Source organism: Sinomonas terricola (assembly GCF_034931225.1).
In the GTDB taxonomy this organism is placed as follows: domain Bacteria; phylum Actinomycetota; class Actinomycetes; order Actinomycetales; family Micrococcaceae; genus Sinomonas; species Sinomonas terricola.
This window is the reverse complement of sequence record NZ_JAYGGQ010000013.1, coordinates 31727-48283: the sequence shown is the minus strand read 5'-3', so window position 1 is coordinate 48283 and position 16557 is coordinate 31727. Positions and strand designations below refer to the sequence as shown.

16 protein-coding genes are annotated in these 16557 nt (G+C 71.3%); 8 read left to right on the top strand and 8 right to left on the bottom strand.

All coding sequences use genetic code 11. The annotated features are described in order from the left end of the window. Window positions 1–51: 51 nt before the first annotated feature. From galK to SPF06_RS15955, 3 genes are read right to left on the bottom strand one after another with little or no spacing between them, the layout of a single operon-like run. Window positions 52–1209, bottom strand: a complete 1158-nt coding sequence (gene galK / locus SPF06_RS15965; RefSeq protein WP_323280122.1) for a galactokinase — start codon at window positions 1207–1209, stop codon at window positions 52–54. Then, on the bottom strand, window positions 1206–2339 hold the full coding sequence (gene galT, locus SPF06_RS15960) for a galactose-1-phosphate uridylyltransferase (protein WP_323280121.1): 1134 nt from the start codon (window positions 2337–2339) through the stop codon (window positions 1206–1208). The genes galK and galT overlap by 4 nt, the downstream gene beginning before the upstream one ends. Further along, the gene (locus tag SPF06_RS15955) at window positions 2336–3118 is read right to left on the bottom strand and encodes a DeoR/GlpR family DNA-binding transcription regulator (protein WP_323280120.1); all 783 of its coding nucleotides are present in this window, start codon (window positions 3116–3118) and stop codon (window positions 2336–2338) included. The genes galT and SPF06_RS15955 overlap by 4 nt, the downstream gene beginning before the upstream one ends. Window positions 3119–3255: 137 nt before the next feature. On the opposite strand from SPF06_RS15955, the gene SPF06_RS15950 reads away from it, so the two are divergent. From SPF06_RS15950 to SPF06_RS15935, 4 genes are read left to right on the top strand one after another with little or no spacing between them, the layout of a single operon-like run. Further along, window positions 3256–4224, top strand: a complete 969-nt coding sequence (locus SPF06_RS15950; RefSeq protein WP_323280119.1) for an aldose 1-epimerase family protein — start codon at window positions 3256–3258, stop codon at window positions 4222–4224. 55 nt (window positions 4225–4279) lie between these two features. Continuing rightward, entirely contained in the window at window positions 4280–5548 is a 1269-nt protein-coding gene (locus tag SPF06_RS15945; protein WP_323280118.1) for an AI-2E family transporter, read from the top strand. A gap of 11 nt (window positions 5549–5559) precedes the next feature. Continuing rightward, window positions 5560–6813, top strand: a complete 1254-nt coding sequence (gene ilvA / locus SPF06_RS15940; RefSeq protein ID WP_323280117.1) for a threonine ammonia-lyase — start codon at window positions 5560–5562, stop codon at window positions 6811–6813. 5 nt (window positions 6814–6818) lie between these two features. Continuing rightward, window positions 6819–7424: a rhomboid family intramembrane serine protease gene (locus tag SPF06_RS15935; RefSeq protein ID WP_323280116.1), complete on the top strand. Its 606-nt coding sequence runs from the start codon at window positions 6819–6821 to the stop codon at window positions 7422–7424. A 178-nt stretch (window positions 7425–7602) separates the two neighbouring features. On the opposite strand, the gene greA is transcribed toward SPF06_RS15935, so the two are convergent. Further along, the gene (greA, locus tag SPF06_RS15930) at window positions 7603–8094 is read right to left on the bottom strand and encodes a transcription elongation factor GreA (protein ID WP_323280115.1); all 492 of its coding nucleotides are present in this window, start codon (window positions 8092–8094) and stop codon (window positions 7603–7605) included. Between the two features lie 210 nt (window positions 8095–8304). Beyond that, the gene (locus tag SPF06_RS15925; RefSeq protein WP_323280114.1) at window positions 8305–8742 is read right to left on the bottom strand and encodes a DUF4307 domain-containing protein; all 438 of its coding nucleotides are present in this window, start codon (window positions 8740–8742) and stop codon (window positions 8305–8307) included. On the opposite strand from SPF06_RS15925, the gene mca reads away from it, so the two are divergent. Together mca and SPF06_RS15915 are read left to right on the top strand one after the other, a co-directional pair. After that, window positions 8710–9660, top strand: a complete 951-nt coding sequence (gene mca / locus SPF06_RS15920) for a mycothiol conjugate amidase Mca (RefSeq protein WP_323280232.1) — start codon at window positions 8710–8712, stop codon at window positions 9658–9660. The genes SPF06_RS15925 and mca overlap by 33 nt on opposite strands. Window positions 9661–9743: 83 nt before the next feature. After that, window positions 9744–10118 (top strand): hypothetical protein, encoded by a 375-nt coding sequence (locus SPF06_RS15915; RefSeq protein ID WP_323280113.1) that lies wholly within the window; start codon window positions 9744–9746, stop codon window positions 10116–10118. A gap of 9 nt (window positions 10119–10127) precedes the next feature. Here SPF06_RS15915 and SPF06_RS15910 read toward each other — a convergent pair whose 3' ends face one another. After that, entirely contained in the window at window positions 10128–12272 is a 2145-nt protein-coding gene (locus tag SPF06_RS15910) for a bifunctional polysaccharide deacetylase/glycosyltransferase family 2 protein (RefSeq protein WP_323280112.1), read from the bottom strand. Further along, on the bottom strand, window positions 12269–12736 hold the full coding sequence (locus SPF06_RS15905; protein ID WP_323280111.1) for a hypothetical protein: 468 nt from the start codon (window positions 12734–12736) through the stop codon (window positions 12269–12271). Before SPF06_RS15905 ends, SPF06_RS15910 begins: the two co-directional genes overlap by 4 nt. Window positions 12737–12793: 57 nt before the next feature. Between SPF06_RS15905 and SPF06_RS15900 the strand changes: the two genes are divergently transcribed. Next, entirely contained in the window at window positions 12794–14893 is a 2100-nt protein-coding gene (locus tag SPF06_RS15900) for a thioredoxin domain-containing protein (protein WP_323280110.1), read from the top strand. 102 nt (window positions 14894–14995) lie between these two features. Here SPF06_RS15900 and trhA read toward each other — a convergent pair whose 3' ends face one another. Next, window positions 14996–15667 carry a PAQR family membrane homeostasis protein TrhA gene (gene trhA, locus SPF06_RS15895; RefSeq protein WP_323280109.1) on the bottom strand — a complete coding sequence of 224 codons (672 nt, stop codon included), beginning with the start codon at window positions 15665–15667 and terminating at the stop codon, window positions 14996–14998. 123 nt (window positions 15668–15790) lie between these two features. Between trhA and SPF06_RS15890 the strand changes: the two genes are divergently transcribed. Continuing rightward, window positions 15791–16552, top strand: a complete 762-nt coding sequence (locus SPF06_RS15890; RefSeq protein ID WP_323280108.1) for an isoprenyl transferase — start codon at window positions 15791–15793, stop codon at window positions 16550–16552. The last annotated feature ends 5 nt before the right edge of the window (window positions 16553–16557 follow it).

The window sequence follows — 16557 nt, the reverse complement described above, 5'->3', positions numbered from 1 at the left end:
AGTGGCCCGGGCAGGGAATCCTGCCCGGGCCACTCGCGTCTGGCGGGTTCCCTACACGAGACGCCGCGCGCCGTCGGCCGGGGACACCGTGAACAGGCGGGGCGAGCGGAAGCCGCGCTCGGCGAATGCGGCCATGACGGCGCTGCGAGCCCGGGCCTCGTCGTCGGCCGGGACGAGCGCGATGGCGGAGCCGCCGAAGCCGCCTCCCGTCATGCGCGCCCCGATGGCGCCCGCGGCCCGCGCCGCCTCGACGGCTGTATCGAGCTCGGGGCACGAGATCTCGAAGTCGTCGCGCATCGACGCGTGGCTTGCGTCGAGGAGCGGGCCGATGGCGGCGGGGCCCGACGCGCGGAGGGCCGCCACGGTGTCGAGGACCCGCTCGTCCTCCGTGACGACGTGCCGCACGCGGCGGAACGTGACATCGTCCATGAGCCCGCGGGCCTCGTCGAGGTCCCCGGTCGAGACGTCCCGCAGGGCCTTGACCCCGAGGACCTCCGCGCCGAGCTCGCACGCCGCGCGGCGGCTCGCGTAGCCGCCGTCGGCGTGGGAATGCGCCACGCGGGTGTCGACGACGAGCGTGACGAGCCCGGCCGCCGGTGCGTCGAACGGCACGAGTTCGGCGCTCTGGTCGCGGCAGTCGAGGAAGATCGCGTGGCCCGCCCTGCCGCGCAAGGACGCAGACTGGTCGAGGATGCCGGTCGGGGCCCCGACGAACGCGTTCTCTGCCCGCTGGGTCGCGAGGACGAGGTCCGACGTCGGGAGGCCCGCGCCCGTGAGCTCGTTGAGGGCCGTCGCGACCGCGCATTCGATTGCGTGGGAGGACGAGAGGCCTGAGCCGAGCGGCACGGTCGAGTCGAGGGCGAGGTCGAAGCCCGGAACGTCGATCCCCCGCTCCTGGAGGGCCCACACGACTCCCGCCGGGTACACGCTCCAGCCAGCGGCGCTCTCGCGGTCGAGCCCCGCGATGTCGAGCTCCGTCACGCCGGCGGTCCCGGCGGTCGAGAAGAGCCGGATGACTCCGTCCGCGCGGACCCTCAGCGCGACGCGCGCGGCGAGGTCGATGGCGAACGGCAGGACGAAGCCCTCGTTGTAGTCGGTGTGCTCGCCGATGAGGTTGACACGTCCCGGTCCCGCCCACACGCCGTCGGGCTCGCCCCCGAACGTCTCGCGGAAGGCTCCGATCGCGCGCTCGGCCGGCCCCGCGCTCATCGCGCGACCCCAGACACCGAGGCGACGGCCTCGCGCAGGCGCGCGGCGACGTCCTCCGCGCGCGTGTCGTTGATGAACGCCCCCATCGCGGCCTCGGAGCCGGCCAGGAACTTGAGCTTGTCCTCGGCACGGCGCGGCGACGTGAGCTGGAGATGGAACCGGGAGGCGGGCCTCAGCGCGGGGTCGAGCGGGGCCTGGTTCCACGCGGCGATGTAGGGCGTCGGGGTGTCGTAGAGCGCGTCGACGCCCGCGAGGAGCCGCAGGTAGACGTCCGCGAGCTCGTCCTTCTCTTCGCCGGTCAGCCCCGCGAAGTCCGCGACGTCACGATGGGGCACGAGGTGGGCCTCGATGGGCCAGCGGGCCGCGAACGGCACGAAGGCGCTGAAGTGCTGCCCCTCGAGGACCATGCGGCTCCCGTCGGAGCGCTCGCTGTCGAGGAGGGAGCCCAGAAGCGTCTGCGTGCCGTCGGTCGCCTCGAAATGACGCTGCGCGGCGGCCGCGAGCTGGGCGCCGCGAGGCGTGAGGTAGGGGTAGGCGTAGATCTGCCCGTGCGGGTGATGCAGCGTCACACCGATCTGGGCGCCACGGTTCTCGAACGGGAACACCTGGCGGATCCCTTCGAGCGCGCTGAGCTCGGCCGTGCGGTGGGCCCACGCCTCGACGACCGTGCGGGCGCGCGTGTACGGCAGTTCCCCGAAGGAACCGGTGTGCTCGGACGTGAACGAGACGACCTCGCAGCGGCCCGCCGCCGGGACGCTCTCGCCCCACGCGAGCGAGCTCGGAAGGTCCGCCAGGACGGGACCGAGCGAGGGGAAGCGGTTCTCGAACACGACGACGTCGTAGTCGGCGTCCGGGATTTCGGAGGAGTTCGACGGCGTCGTGGGGCAGAGGGGGCACGCGTCCGCGGGCGGGAGGTGGGTGCGGGCCTGGCGGTGCGCGGCGACCGCGACCCAGTCGCCGCTCAGGGCGTCGAAGCGGAGCTCGCCGGGCTCGGCGCGCGGCGGGAGGTCGCGGCCGTCCGGGGCCGGCACGCGCGGGCCCGCCCCCGGATCGTCGAAGTAGATGAGGTCTCGGCCGTCCGCGAGCGTGCTGCGCGTGATGGTCGGGGAGAAATCGGCGAGGGCGGTCATTCGTGGCTCCCGGTCGTGGAGGTGTCGGCAAGGATGACGTGCGGGATCCGGTCGTCGAGCTCTCGCCGCGCGGAGGACGAGAGGCCCGAATCGGAGATCAGGGTGTCGGCGCGCTCGATCGGGGCGATCTGCGCGAGGCTCAGGAGTCCGTATTTCGAGCTGTCGGCGAGGACCACGAGACGCGCTGCGGCCTCGGCGGCCGCACGGTTGGTCTCGGCCTCGAGCAGGTTCGGCGTCGTGTAGCCGCCGCGGGGATGCAGCCCGTGGACGCCCATGAAGCACAGCTCGACGTGGAGCTGGGCGAGCGAGGCCGTCGCAAGCGGCCCCACGAGCGCTTCGGAGGGCGTTCGCTCGCCGCCCGTGAGGATCGTCCGGACGGAGTGACCGAGGGCCTCGGCGACCTTGATCGAGTTCGTGGCCACTGTGAGGTCCGGGACCGTCGGCAGGAGCTTCGCGAAGGCGAACGTCGTCGTGCCGGCGGTGACGAAGAGCGTGGACCCCGGGCGAACGAGCTTGACGGCCTCGCGGGCGATCGCCGACTTCGCGTCCGTGTAGTGGCCGAACTTGACGTCGAATCCGGGCTCGGAGAACGCGAAATCCACGACGCGGGCCGCGCCGCCGTGGACGCGGCGCGCGAGGCCTTGGCTTTCGAGCTGTTCGATGTCCCGGCGGATCGTCATCTCGGAGACCGCAAGCGATGTCGCGAGCTCGGCGACGCGCACGGCCTCCCTCTTGTCGAGCTCCGCCAGGATGCGCGCATGGCGCTCGGCAGCAAGCACGGCCCTTCCCCCTGTTCTCGAGAAACAACTCACATCAACAAAACTTTTCTAACAAAACATAACATTCCGGATGCGTGGGGGGAAGGGGTCCAGTGGAGCTTTTGCGAGGGGCCTGTGCGGCGCTAACGTGGGGCTCCATGAGCGCCCCGAGCACCGCCCTCACGAACCGTTCCGCCGCAACCGGCCGCCAGTTCCGCATCGCGCGGGGCGGCAGCGGCGCCGTCGTCGCCGAGCTCGCGGCCACGCTCCGCTCGTTCGAGATGGGCGCCGTGCTGCTCACCGAGACCTTCGGCGACGGCGACATCCCGCCCGGCGCGACCGGCATTACGCTCGCGCCGTGGGCCAACCGCATCGAGGCCGGGCGCTGGACCCTCGACGGCAAGGTCCAGCAGCTCGACATCACGGAGCCTTCGCGCGGCAACGCGAGCCACGGCCTCCTGCGGAACACGGGCTACACCGTGCTCGACGCAGCCGACGATCGCGTCTCCCTCGAGGCGGTCGTCTTCCCGCAGCACGGCTACCCGTTCCTCGTGCGGCACCGCGTCGACTATGCGATCGACGACGACGGCGGACTCCGCGTGCGCCAGACCCTCGCCAACGACTCCTCCCGCCCCGCGCCGTTCGTCCTGGGCGCACACCCCTATCTCCGCCTCGGCGACGTCCCGACAGGCGATCTGACCCTCACGGTGCACGCCTCGACGCGGCTCGTGGCCGACGAGCGGCTCATCCCGCGCGAGACGGCGCCCGCAGAGGGGGAATGGGACCTCTCCGCCGGCCGCACGGTCGCGGACCTCGCTATCGACGCCGCGTACACGGACCTCGCGTTCGGGCCCGCTTTTCCATCCGACGCTGGCTCGTCCGGTGAGCGTGCGCGTGCCCGCGCGACGCTCACGGCGCCGGACGGGCGGTCCGTGTGGCTCTGGCAGGACGAACGCTGCCGCTACACCCATGTCTTTGTCACCCGGACGTTCCCCGGCCGCGAGGTGGCCGTCGCGCTCGAACCCCAGACCGGGCCCGCCGATGCGTTCAACAGCGGGATCGACCTCGGCTGGATCGATCCGGGCAAGGAAGCATCGATGGAATGGGGCATCGGCGCGTCGCTCTGACCCCGCCTGGGGGCCCGCCGCTTCGCGTGTCGGAGGCATCTGACAGGATGGGTCCATGGACGCCTCCGACGCACCACGGACCGCCGCCGATCCACTCACCCGCCCCGAGCTCACCCACTCCGCCCCCGACCGCCCAGCCCCCGACCGCCCAGCCCCCGACCGCCACGTCGAACCTCGTGGGCCCCGCGCGCATCGGCGGGTCACCGACGCCGACCTGCCCTTTGCCCTGCGCATCGCGTCGGCGTGGGCGTGGCGCCTCGCGATCGTCCTCGTCGTCGCGACCGCCCTCGTGTGGGGTCTCGCGCGGCTGAGCTTCCTCGTTGTGCCAGTGCTCGTCGCGGCCCTCCTCGCGGGCCTCCTGCGGCCCGTCGTCGCCGCGCTTGTACGCGCCCGTGTTCCGCGCGGGCTCGCCGTCGCGATCACCGAGCTCGGCTTCATCGCGCTCGTCGCAGGCCTGCTCACGCTCGTCGGGCGGCAGATCTCCGAGGGCTTCGCCCAGCTCTGGGACGAGGCCATCGCGGGGCTCGGAGAGGTGCAGAGGTGGCTCGCCGAGGGGCCCCTCCAGCTCACCGCGAGCCAGCTCGACACCTACGTCCGCGACGCCCAGAACGTCCTGCAGAACAACCAGGGCAGCCTCGTCAACGGTGTCCTGAGCGTCGGGAGCTCGGCGGGCCACATCGTCACCGGCGCCCTGATCACGCTCTTCGTGCTCGTCTTCTTCCTGCTCGAGGGCGAAAGGATCTGGAAGTTCCTCGTGGGTCTCCTCCCACGCTCGGCGCGGCGCGCCGCGGACGGGGCCGGTCGCGCGGGCTGGACGTCGCTCGTGAGCTACGTGCGCGTCCAGGTGCTCGTGGCGGCCGTCGACGCCGTCGGCATCGGAGTGGGCGCGGCCGTCCTCGGAGTGCCCCTCGCCCTCCCGCTAGGGATCCTTGTCTTCGTCTCCTCGTTCATCCCGGTCGTCGGCGCCCTCGTGAGCGGCGCCGTCGCCGTCCTGCTCGCCCTCGTGGCGAACGGCCTCGTCAACGCCGTCATCATGCTCATCGTCGTGGTGGCCGTCCAACAGCTCGAGAGCCACGTCCTGCAGCCGCTCGTCATGGGCCGCGCCGTCTCGCTCCACCCCGTCGCCGTCATCCTCGCCGTGGCCGCCGGATCCTTCCTTGCCGGAATCCCGGGCGCACTCTTCGCGGTGCCCACGCTCGCCGTCGCAAATTCGGCCGTGCGCTACATCTCCGCGCGGGCGTGGGAGACTGATAGTGCGCCCGTGGTTTCCGCCGAGACTCTTCCAGCGGACCCGGGCGCAGCAGATTCCTCCGAGACCCCCTAGGAGCGCGACCCGTGAATGCCCTCTCGACCCTCGCTGTAACGCTGGACGATGTCCTTGCCGCACAGGAGCTGCTCGAGGGCATTATTGCGAAGACGCCGATCGAGACCTCGAGAGCGCTCGGCCAGCTGGTTGGCGGAGAGGTCTTCTTCAAGTGCGAGAACCTGCAGCGCGCCGGATCGTTCAAGGTGCGCGGCGCGTACGTGCGGATGGCGCGCCTGAGCCGCGAGGAGCAGGCCCTCGGAGTCGTGGCCGCATCGGCCGGCAACCACGCGCAGGGCGTCGCGGTGGCCGCGAAGCGCCTCGGCATCCGCGCGCGCATCTACATGCCCCTCGGCGTCGCGCTCCCCAAGCTCCAGGCCACACGCAGCCACGGCGCCGAGGTGATCCTGCACGGCCACAACGTCGATGAGGCGCTTGCCGAGGCGAAGCGCTACGCCGAGGAAACGGGCGCGGTCTTCGTGCACCCGTTCGACAACGTCGACGTCGTCGCGGGGCAGGGCACGATCGGCCTCGAGATCCTCGAGCAGATCCCCGACGTCGACACGATCCTCATGGGCGTGGGCGGCGGAGGGCTCCTCGCGGGCGTCGCGGTCGCGGTCAAGGCGAAGGCGGCGGAGCTCGGCCGCGAGATCCGGGTCATCGGCGTGCAGGCGGAGAACGCCGCCGCGTACCCGCCGTCGCTCGCTGCGGACGCGCTCGTGCCCCTCAAGAAGGTGTCCACGATGGCGGACGGCATCGCCGTCGGTCTCCCGGGGCAGCTTCCGTTCAGCATCATCCGCGAGCTCGTCGACGACGTCGTGACGGTGAGCGAGGATTCGCTCGCGCGGGCCCTCGTCTTCCTTCTCGAGCGTGCGAAGCTCGTCGTCGAACCGGCCGGTGCGGTCGGCGTGGCCGCCCTCATGGACGGCAAGCTCGCCGAGCTCGGCATCGATGCGAAGAAGACGGCCGTGATCCTCTCGGGCGGCAACATCGACCCCATGCTCATGCTCAAGGTCATCCAGCGGGGCCTCGCGGCCGCCGGGCGCTTCTTCACGGTCCGGATGATGCTCGACGACCGCCCCGGCTCGCTCGCGACCATCTCCCGCATCATCGCCGAGAATGACGCGAACGTCACGGGCGTCGACCACACGCGCGTCGGCGGCTCGATCGCAATGGGGGATGTCGCGATCACGATCGACATGGAGACCAAGGGCCACGAGCACTGCGAGCAGGTGCTCCGGGCCCTGCGCGCCGAGGGCTTCCAGCCGATCGTCATCCACGTCTAAGGCGCATGGGCTTCCGTGAGCAGCTCGCGGGGCGGGCACGTGCCGGTCTCGCGATCATGGCGGTCGTCACGGCGATCCTGTATGCGATCGAAGCCGTCAACATCGCGACCGCGGGGCTGCTCACGCTCGAGTTCGGGATCCGGCCCCGCGATCCGTCGAGCCTCCCGGACATCCTCACGGCGCCCCTCGTGCATGACGCGTCTAGCTGGAGCCACCTCGCCGCGAACACGCTGCCGCTCGTCGTGTTCGGCTACCTCTCGTTCCTCGCGGGGGTGCGCCAGTTCGTGACGGCCGTCGCGTTCTCGTGGATCGCCTCGGGGGCCGGCGTGTGGCTGTTCGGGGGCGCCCTGTACGGGCCGCCCACGGTCACAGTCGGCGCCTCGGGCGTGATCTTCGGCCTCTTCGGATTCCTGCTCGTGCGCGGCTTCTTCAACCGGAGCTGGGGCCAGGTGATCCTCGCCGTCGTGCTGTTCCTCGCGTACGGCTCGGTGCTGCTCGGGGCACTCCCCTCGGTGGGACGGGGGATCTCGTGGCAAGCGCACCTGTTCGGACTCGTCGGAGGGGTGCTGGCCGCCGTCGTCCTCCGCGCCCGAGCCCGTTCGGCGCGCTGACCCAAGGTCGGGCGGTATCTGGCCACGCGTTGGGTCTTCAGGACGCGTGGCCACCTCTGCAGCACGCGTGGCCACCTCTGCAGCACGCGTGGCCACCTCTGCAGCACGCGTGGCCCCAGACGCCGACGGCGCCGCCCCCCGAGCGGGGAGTGGCGCCGTCGTCAGGGGCTAGGGCCCGTCAGCCTGCGTAGGGGGTCGCCGAGATGATCTCGACCTGGATCTCCTTGCCGTTCGGCGCGGTGTAGGAAAGCTTGTCCCCCTGCTTGTGCCCGATGATCGCGGCCCCGAGCGGCGACTTCTCGCTGAACACGTCGAGGTCCGAATCGCCCGCAATCTCGCGCGATCCGAGAAGGAAGTGTTCCTCGTCGCCGGCGATCTTGGCCACGACGAGCATGCCGGGTTCGACGACGCCGTCATCGGCAGGCTTCTCGCCCACGTGGGCGTTGCGCAGGAGCTCGGTGAGCTGGCGGATGCGGGCCTCGATCTTGCCCTGCTCCTCCTTGGCCGCGTGGTAGCCGCCGTTCTCCTTGAGGTCGCCTTCCTGCCGGGCGGCCTCGATCTTCTCGACGATCTCGTGACGGCCGGCACCTGAAAGGTGGTCCAGCTCTGCCTTCAGGCGGTCGTACGCCTCTTGCGTGAGCCAGGCGCCGCCATGGTGGGTGGTGGTCATCTCGTCTCCTCAGTCATTCCGTGCCGGATGAGGCACGGCCTTCAAGCAAAGACCCCGCCGGGGTGCTGCGTTCCGGGCGCCGACCCGGTCCGCCTGCTGCCACCGACGGGGCATTGGGTATTAGTCCATTGTAGTGAGCATGACAGGCGAACCCAAGTTGCGTGAGGCGCGTGTCACAACCGCCGCCTCGCGAGTGATTGCCGGCGGCCGTCAGGTCCCGGCGATCCAGCACGTTTCGACACTCACGGAAACCGCCTGGCTCTCGGTCCGCAGGGCGACGTGAACGTTCGTCGTCGTCATGCCCGAGCCGCTCGTGGGTCCGAACTCTAGCTGCTTCCAGCCGACCACGGCGTAGGCGTCGTTGAGGGCGTGGACTGCGCAATACGCCGTCTGGTCCGCCTCCTTCGTGACCTGGAACTCCTCGGTTGCGTGCCACGCGTCCGGGGTCGTGAAGCTGACGTCCTTGAACGTCACGGTCTGGGCGTTTCCGCTCCACGCGAACAGCGCGACCCCCGCGATGACCACGGCGAGCACCCCGGCGACGAGGATCGCCGCAGCGCGGCGGCCCAGACGGCGGCGCCGGGCGCCGTAGCGCTCTGCATAGTGCGCGGCGTGATGCGCATCGGCTGCTCCGGGGTTGTGGGTCACCCGTCTATTCTAGGAGTCGTGTCCGAGAACGCACTTCGCCTCCTGGCGGTCCACGCCCACCCCGACGACGAGTCGAGCAAGGGGGCGCCCATGATGGCCAAATACCTTGCCGAGGGGCATGAGGTCATGGTCGTGAGCTGCACGGACGGCTCGCGCGGCGACATCCAGAACCCGGCCCTCCTGGGCCAGCCTCACGCCTCGCGCGATATGGCGGGCGCGCGGCGGCTCGAGATGGCCGAGGCCCAGCAGATCATCGGCGTGCAGCACCGCTGGCTCGGCTTCACCGATTCGGGCCTGCCCGAGGGCGATCCGCTCCCGCCCCTCCCATGGGGCGCCTTCGCGACACTTCCGCTGCATCAGGCCGCGGCCCCGCTCGTGCGGCTCGTCCGCGAATTCCGGCCGCACGTCATCGTCTCCTACGACGAGAACGGCGGGTACCCGCACCCGGACCACATCATGGCCCATCGCGTCGCAGTCGAGGCCTTCCGCGCCGCGGGGCTCCCCGACGAATACCCCGATGCGGGCGAGCCCTGGGCCCCCGCGAAGCTCTACTACGATGTCCCGTTCAACGTCAGCAAGTACGAGGCGTTCCACCGTGCGCTCCTCGAGGCCGGGCTCGAATCGCCGTATGCGAGCTGGGTCGCCTCGGCGACCGAGGACGACGGCGAAGGCCACCACCCGTGGGCGGCGCGCCACCCAGTCACGAGCCAGGTGGAGTGCGCCGAGTACTTCGACGTGCGCGACCGCGCCCTCGCGGCGCACGCCTCCCAGGTCGATCCGAACGGCTGGTTCTTCGTCGTGTCACTCGCGATGCGCCAGCGGCTGTGGCCGTGGGAGGACTATTCGCTCATCTCCTCGAGCGTCGGCTTCCCGCCGCAGGGGGAGATCGAGATGGACCTGTTCGCCGGGCTGCGGTAGCCCGTCCGCGTTCGCCCGCGGTCGGGGTCCCTCGCGGTCGGCCCGCCGACGGTCCGGGACCGTCTGCGGGCTAGGATAGATGGGTGCATTCCCTCCTCCTTGCCTTCATGGCGTCCGGCGCCATGACCCCCGATCCGACTCCTGCCGGGACTCTCAAGCCCGGCCTCACGGAGGATCAGGTTTCCCCGGGCCTGTGGGGCTTCCTGGCGACGGCCTTCGTCGTTGTCCTGAGCGTCTTCATCATCGTCGACATGGTGCGGCGCCTTCGCCGCGTCCGCTACCGCTCCCAGGTCGAGGAGGAGCGCGAGCGGCGCGAGGCCGAAGCGCACGGTGCGGGGGAGCCCGCGGCCGGCGACGTCGAGCACGACGGCGGGGAGCAGGACGGCGGTGACACGCCGTCGTCCGACGGCCACGAGGGCCGCGCCGCGAACGGCGCGGGCAACGGCGCCGCGGGCTGACGCCCCACTTCAGGTCTGGGGTGCTGGGGGCACGCGGAGGCTCCCATACCGCTCCATGCGGTGCCAGCGCAGGTGGACGCCCGCGAAGGCCGTCACGACCGACTGGATCACCACGAGGTACATGAGCTGCCGGTAGACGAACTGCTGGAGCGGAAGCGTCCAGAGCGGCCGCAGCGACTCCCGGTCGAGCCGGAACGCGTAGGCGGCCATGAGCAGCTGCACGGCCAGGAACACGAGCCACAGGGCGGCGATCCGGAGGGGATCGAGGAAGATGAGGCCGTAGACCGCGAAGACGTCGACGACCGGTGCGAACAGCGGGAGCAGTACCTGGAGGACGAGGAGATAGCCGAGCCCGCGGCGGCCGAGCTTGCCGGCCTGCCCCCCTTGGACGACGGCGCCGCGATGCTTCCACATGGCCTGGAGCGTCCCGTAGCACCACCGGTACCGCTGCTTCCAGAGCGCGCCGAGCGTCGCGGGCGCCTCGGTCCAGGCCCGCGCGTCGTCCTTGTAGACCACGCGCCAGCCGTCGCGGCACAGCGCCATCGTGAGGTCGGTGTCCTCGGCGAGCGTGTCGTCGCTCACGCCGCCGATCCGCACGAGCGCGTCGCGGCGGAACGCCCCGATGGCGCCGGGGACGGTCGGCATGCATTCGGCGACGTCGAACAGGCGACGGTCCAGGTTGAAGCCCACGACGTACTCGATGTGCTGCCACGCGCCGAGGATCCCGCTGCGGTTCGCGACCTTCGTGTTGCCTGACACGGCCCCGACTCGGGGATCCGCGAACGGCTCGATGAGCGCCCGCACGGTGTCCGGCTCGAAGACCGTGTCCCCGTCGACCATCACCACGATGTCGTGCGAGGCCGCCTGAAGGCCCGCGTTGAGCGCCGATGGCTTGCCGCCGTTCTCCTTGCGGATCAGCCGGACGCTCGGGAGGCCGAGGGACTCGACGATCTCCGAGGTCGCGTCCGTCGAGCCATCGTCGACGACGATGACCTCGACGGGGTGGGTCGACGCCGCGATCGACCGGACCGCCGCCTCGATGCCTGCCGCCTCGTTGTAGGCGGGCACGATGACGGTCACGGGCTCGATGATGCCGTGGCGCAGGGGTGCGTTGATCCGCCGTCGTCCGCGCGCCGCGCCCATCGCGCGCTGGGCCGCACGCCGGTGCCGGGCCGCGAAGCCCACGACGAGCACCGCGCGGACGACCGTGACGACGCCGCTCGCGACGAGCGCCCACGAGATCGCCGCGATCACGGCGTCGCTCAGCTGGACGCCCCACACGAATGCCGTTCCGCTCACGCGCTCGGCTGGGTTCGCCGCGCGCATGCTCGAGATGCCCACGGCATCGCCGACCGTCGTCACGCGGTAGCCCTGGTCTGAGAGCTTGCCGAGGAGCGAATCGAGGGCGGCGACGGTCTGCGAGCGGTCGCCGCCGCCGTCGTGCAGGAGGAGGACCTGCCCCTGGCCGTTCGACGGCGTGAGGTTGCGTTCGATGGCCGAGGTGCCCGGGCGCTGCCAGTCCTCGCCGTCCAGGGTAGTCAGGACGGTGAGGTAGCCCTGGTCTGCCGCCGCCTGGATGGCCGCCCAGGTCCCGTCGGTGACGGCGTCGTTCTCGGAGCTGTACGGCGGGCGGAGCAGCGTGGCAGCGTGGCCCGTGATGCCCGTGATGACATCCTGGGCCCCCGCGATCTCAAGCTGGCGGCGCCACGGGGGCGCCGTGCCGAGATCGACGTGGGTGAGCGTGTGCACGCCGAGCTCGTGGCCCTCGGCTGCCATGCGCTGCACGAGTCCGGAGTTCTCGATGGCCGCCGAGCCCACGACAAAGAAGGTTGCGTGGACGTGGTGCTTGGCGAGCACGTCGAGGATCTGGGGGGTCCACTCGGGATCGGGGCCGTCGTCGAACGTGAGCGCGAGCGTCCTGTCGGGTGGCCGCACTGCGCGGACGGCGTCGCCGCGCGCGTCGACGATCGGGCCGCCTTGGGATACACCGGGCGGGACGCTTCCGGCCTGGCCCCCAGTCGGTGCGGCATCGTCCCCGATGCCCGCGAGGTGGTGCAGGTAGCCCTGGATGGTGAGCGCCATGGCGAGGCCCAGCAGGAGGACCGCGAGGACGACCCAATGTGCTCGGACCCGGGGCGGTCGGGCCTTGCTCACGGGTGCGCGGGCGGAGTCGGCTTGGTGGACTGGCCCGGTGCCGTGCCGCTCTTGCCGGGCGCCGTCGTCGTTGCGGGAGCCGGAGCCACGGGCTGGGCGGGCGCGACGGGCTGCGCGGGGATGCCGGCGGGCGTCGCGGGGGCCGTGTGGGCGGCAAGGATCGGCGAGATCTCGCCGACCGCGCCTTGGCTTGCGGCCGGTTCCGGGGCGGGACCGGTCCACGGCGGTGCTGCAGCACTTTGGCGGGCGGCCGCCGTTGCGGGCTGGGGCAGGTACGGCGCAGCGATGTTCGGGCCGCCGAGAAGGGCAATGGCGAGGAGCCCCACGTAACCGACTACGAGCCCGAGGAAGATCCCTCCCGCGATACGGACTCGGCGGAGCCTGCGCCCCGAGGAGTCAACGAAGACCGGCCCTTGCTCTGGTGCCGGAGAGGACTGCTGGGGTGCGCCGAGGAGATCTGCCATCGGGCACACAGTGTAACGGAAAGATCTCGGTAGAAGCTGGGGGTGCAGACTCGGTACATGACCAATCGCCTCGCCGGCCAAGCCTCGGCCTACCTCCGCCAGCACGCGGACAACCCTGTCCACTGGCAGCCGTACGGCGACGACGCGTTCGCCGAGGCCGCGCGGCGGGACGTCCCGGTCTTCATCTCCATCGGCTACGCCGCGTGCCACTGGTGCCACGTCATGGCGCACGAGTCGTTCGAGGACCCGATCACGGCGGAGCTCCTCAACGCGCGCTTCGTGAGTGTCAAGGTGGACCGCGAGGAGCGGCCGGACGTCGATTCCGTCTACATGGCTGCGTGCCAGGCCATGACCGGCCAGGGCGGCTGGCCGCTCAGCATCTTCGCGCTCCCCGACGGCCGCGCGTTCTACGCGGGGACGTACTTTCCGCCAGACCCGCAGCCCGGGAGGCCGAGCTTCCGGCAGATCCTCGAGGCCGTGTGGGAAGCGTGGACCGAGCGCCGCGACGGTGTTGAGCGGCAGGCTGCTGCGCTCGCCGAGGGGCTCGGCGGGGTGTTCTCGTCGCAGCTCCTCGATGTCGCGGCGCCTGCAGAGTCAGTCGACGCGGGCTTCCTCGCCGGTGCCGTCACCGAGCTCGTCCGCGCCGAGGACCCCGAACACGGCGGCTTCGGGCGCGCGCCCAAGTTCCCGCCGTCGCCCGTTCTCGAGTTCCTCGTGCGGCACTCGGCGGCGGCAGAGCATGGGAGCGCCGCCGTCGCCCGTGGCCTCGCAGGCCGCACGCTCGCGGCCATGTGCCGTTCGGCCCTGTTCGACACGCTCGGCGGGGGCTTCGCCCGCTACTCGGTGACCGCCGACTGGTCGCTCCCGCACTACGAGAAGATGCTGTACGACAACGCCCAACTCCTCCGGGTCCTCGCCCATTGGGTGCGCCTCGGCGGCTCGCCCGAGTTCCCGGCCGAGGAGGCCCGGGCGGCCGCTGGCCTCACGGCCGATTGGCTCGTTCGCGAGCTGGGGCTCCCCGAGGGCGGCTTCGCGTCCTCGCTCGACGCCGACTCCGTGCGGGACGGAGTCAGCGTCGAGGGCGGGTTCTACGTGTGGACGCGCACCGAGTTCCTCGCTGCGGCCGGAGACCGCACTGAGGGCGCACGCCTCGCCGGGATCTTCGGGCTGCCGGGCGTGCGCGACGGGTCCGAGGCCGTGCCGCTGCACGCGGGCCGCGCTCTCGATCCGGACGAGCGGGCCGCGTGGGAGGGGCTCCGGCCAGGCCTGCTCGCCGAGCGGTCCCGGCGCACGCCGCCGGCCCGCGACGACAAGGTGGTCGCCGGCTGGAACGGGCTCGCCGTGGCGGCCCTCGCGGACGCGGCCTGGGCTCTCGGCCGGCCCGAACTGCTCGACGATGCGCGCCGAACGGCCGAGCTCCTCCAAGCCGTCCACTGGGACGGCGAGCTGCTGAGGCGCGTCTCGCACGCGGGCTCCGCGGCCGGGATCGAGGGACTCCTTGCCGACTACGCGGCCTGCGCCGAGGGCGCCTTCGCCCTCTATGCGGCCACGGGCGAGGAGCGCTGGTATGCGTGGGCCGAGGGCCTTCTCGCCGCGGCGACACGGCGCTTCATCGATGACGGCCTCCTCTCGGACGCGCCCTTGGAAGGCGGCGCGGGCGGGCCCGGGGTGCGCTCTGCGCTCGCGGGGGCGCGCTCCCTCGAACCGCACGATGCCGAGGCGCCGAGCGGGGCGTCGCTCCTCGCGGGCGCCCTGCTCACCCACGCGGCCTACAGCGGCTCGGGCGAGCATCGCGTCCTCGCGGGCTCGATGCTCGCGGGGCTCCCGCGTCTCGCCGCCCAGGGCCCGCGCGCCGTCGGCTGGCTCCTTGCCGTCGCGGAGGCCTCGCTCGCTGGGCCGATCGAGGTCGCCGTCGTGGGCTCGCCGGGGGAGGGCCGCCGTCGTCTCCATGGCGAGGCGCTCGCTTCGACGAGCCCCGGCGTCGTCGTTGCGGTCGGCGAGGCCGCGCAGGGGGAGGCCCGGGTGCCGCTGCTTGCCGATCGCCCGGCGGCAGACGACGGCGCGCCTCTCGCCTACGTGTGCCGGGACTTTGCGTGCAGGCTCCCCGTCACGACTCCGGAGGCGCTCCGAGGGCAGCTCGCGTCGCTGAATTCCTAGGTGCGGGATTCGGAACGCCACAATTCGCGAGCGAATGCGACGTCCTGAGGGCGGGAAGCGTGGCGAGTTGTGGCGTTGGGCACCGGATTGGCCGACTGACGGTCACACGGGCGTGCCGAGGACCGCGAGCATGATGGCGGTAAAGTGCGCCGTGAAGCCCGCGACCGTGAACGCGTGGAAGAACTCGTGGAAGCCGAAATGGCGCCAGCTGAAGTTGGGGCGGCGGATCCCGTAGAACACCGCTCCCGCGATATAGAACGCGCCGCCCAAACAGATGAGGATGGCGGCGGGGACGCTCGCGGCGAAGAAATCCGGAAGGAAGAGGAACGCCGCGCAGCCGAGGGCAACGTAGATGGGGACGTAGAGCCAGCGCGGGGCTCGCACCCACAGGGCGCGGAACAGGACACCGAGCAGTGATCCGCCCCAGACGAGCGCGAGCAGGAGGATTCCCTTCTCGCGCGGGAGGAGCACCCACGAGAGGGGGGTGTAGGTTCCCGCGATGACAAGCATGATGTTCGCGTGGTCGATGCGCTTGAGCACGGCCTTCACGCGCGGCGACCAATTGCCCCGGTGGTAGACGGCGGAAACCGAGAAGAGCGTGAGTCCCGTGAGTGCGTAGACGGCGCACGCGATTTTGCGGTCCGCGCTCGGCGCGAGCGCAATGAGGACGACGCCCGCGGCGAGTGCGATCGGCGTCGAGGCAGCGTGGATCCAGCCCCGCCACGAAGGTTTGAGGGCCAGGAGCTCGGTGCGCGAGGGCACGGTCTGCTGCATGACCCGAGTCTAACTTACGGTGCGGTAAGTTACTATCCGGTAGCATCTGGGCTCCTGCGGTAGCCTTAGTGCGGCACAGGTGAGGGCCCACACGGGCCCCGACAGCAAGCGCGGGAGGAGTCCATGGAACTGCCTGGTTTCCTCTACGGGTACTACGAGCGCCGCCTGCAGCGGGAGCTCAAGCCGGACAGCATTCCGCGGCATATCGGGGTCATGGTCGACGGCAACCGCCGCTGGGCCCGCCAGTTCAACGCCCCGTCGAGCCAGGGGCACCGGGCTGGTGCCGACAAGATCCACGAGTTCCTCGGCTGGTGCCGCGAGCTCGGCATCCGCGTCGTGACGCTCTACATGCTCTCGACGGACAACATGAACCGCTCGAGCGATGAGCTCGCCGAGCTCACCGACATCATCGCCGAGACACTCGACCGGCTCGACGACGACCCCACGGTTTCGGTCCACGCGATGGGCGCCCCCGAGCTGCTGCCCGCGCATCTCGCGGACCGCCTCGCGCGCCTCACGGCAAAGCCGAGTCCCTCCGAGCCCCTCCACGTCAACGTTGCCGTGGGCTATGGGGGGCGGCGCGAGATCGTCGACGCGGTGCGAGAGTTGTTGCGGGACGCCCTCTCGCGTGGGGAAGACATCGGCGAGCTCGCGGAGCGGCTCGACGTCGACGACATCTCGCGGTTCCTCTACACGGCCGGGCAGCCGGATCCCGACCTCGTGATCCGCACGTCGGGGGAGCAGCGGCTCTCGGGCTTCCTCATGTGGCAGAGCGCGTACAGCGAGTTCTACTTCTGCGAGGCCCTGTGGCCGGCGTTCCGCCGCGTCGACTTCCTCCGGGCCCTGCGCGACTACGCGGGGCGGCAGCGGCGCTTCGGCTCGTGACCTCA

Excerpts from the sequence above, each read along its gene's own strand:
- galK (WP_323280122.1), bottom strand. The coding sequence starts at position 1,209 with ATGAGCGCGGGGCCGGCCGAGCGCGCGATCGGAGCCTTCCGCGAGACG.
- galT (WP_323280121.1), bottom strand. The coding sequence starts at position 2,339 with ATGACCGCCCTCGCCGATTTCTCCCCGACCATCACGCGCAGCACGCTC.
- SPF06_RS15935 (WP_323280116.1), top strand. The coding sequence starts at position 6,819 with ATGGGCTTCCGTGAGCAGCTCGCGGGGCGGGCACGTGCCGGTCTCGCG.
- SPF06_RS15950 (WP_323280119.1), top strand. The coding sequence starts at position 3,256 with ATGAGCGCCCCGAGCACCGCCCTCACGAACCGTTCCGCCGCAACCGGC.
- SPF06_RS15945 (WP_323280118.1), top strand. The coding sequence starts at position 4,280 with ATGGACGCCTCCGACGCACCACGGACCGCCGCCGATCCACTCACCCGC.
- SPF06_RS15900 (WP_323280110.1), top strand. The coding sequence starts at position 12,794 with ATGACCAATCGCCTCGCCGGCCAAGCCTCGGCCTACCTCCGCCAGCAC.
- mca (WP_323280232.1), top strand. The coding sequence starts at position 8,710 with ATGCGCATCGGCTGCTCCGGGGTTGTGGGTCACCCGTCTATTCTAGGA.
- greA (WP_323280115.1), bottom strand. The coding sequence starts at position 8,094 with ATGACCACCACCCACCATGGCGGCGCCTGGCTCACGCAAGAGGCGTAC.
- SPF06_RS15890 (WP_323280108.1), top strand. The coding sequence starts at position 15,791 with ATGGAACTGCCTGGTTTCCTCTACGGGTACTACGAGCGCCGCCTGCAG.
- SPF06_RS15905 (WP_323280111.1), bottom strand. The coding sequence starts at position 12,736 with ATGGCAGATCTCCTCGGCGCACCCCAGCAGTCCTCTCCGGCACCAGAG.
- trhA (WP_323280109.1), bottom strand. The coding sequence starts at position 15,667 with ATGCAGCAGACCGTGCCCTCGCGCACCGAGCTCCTGGCCCTCAAACCT.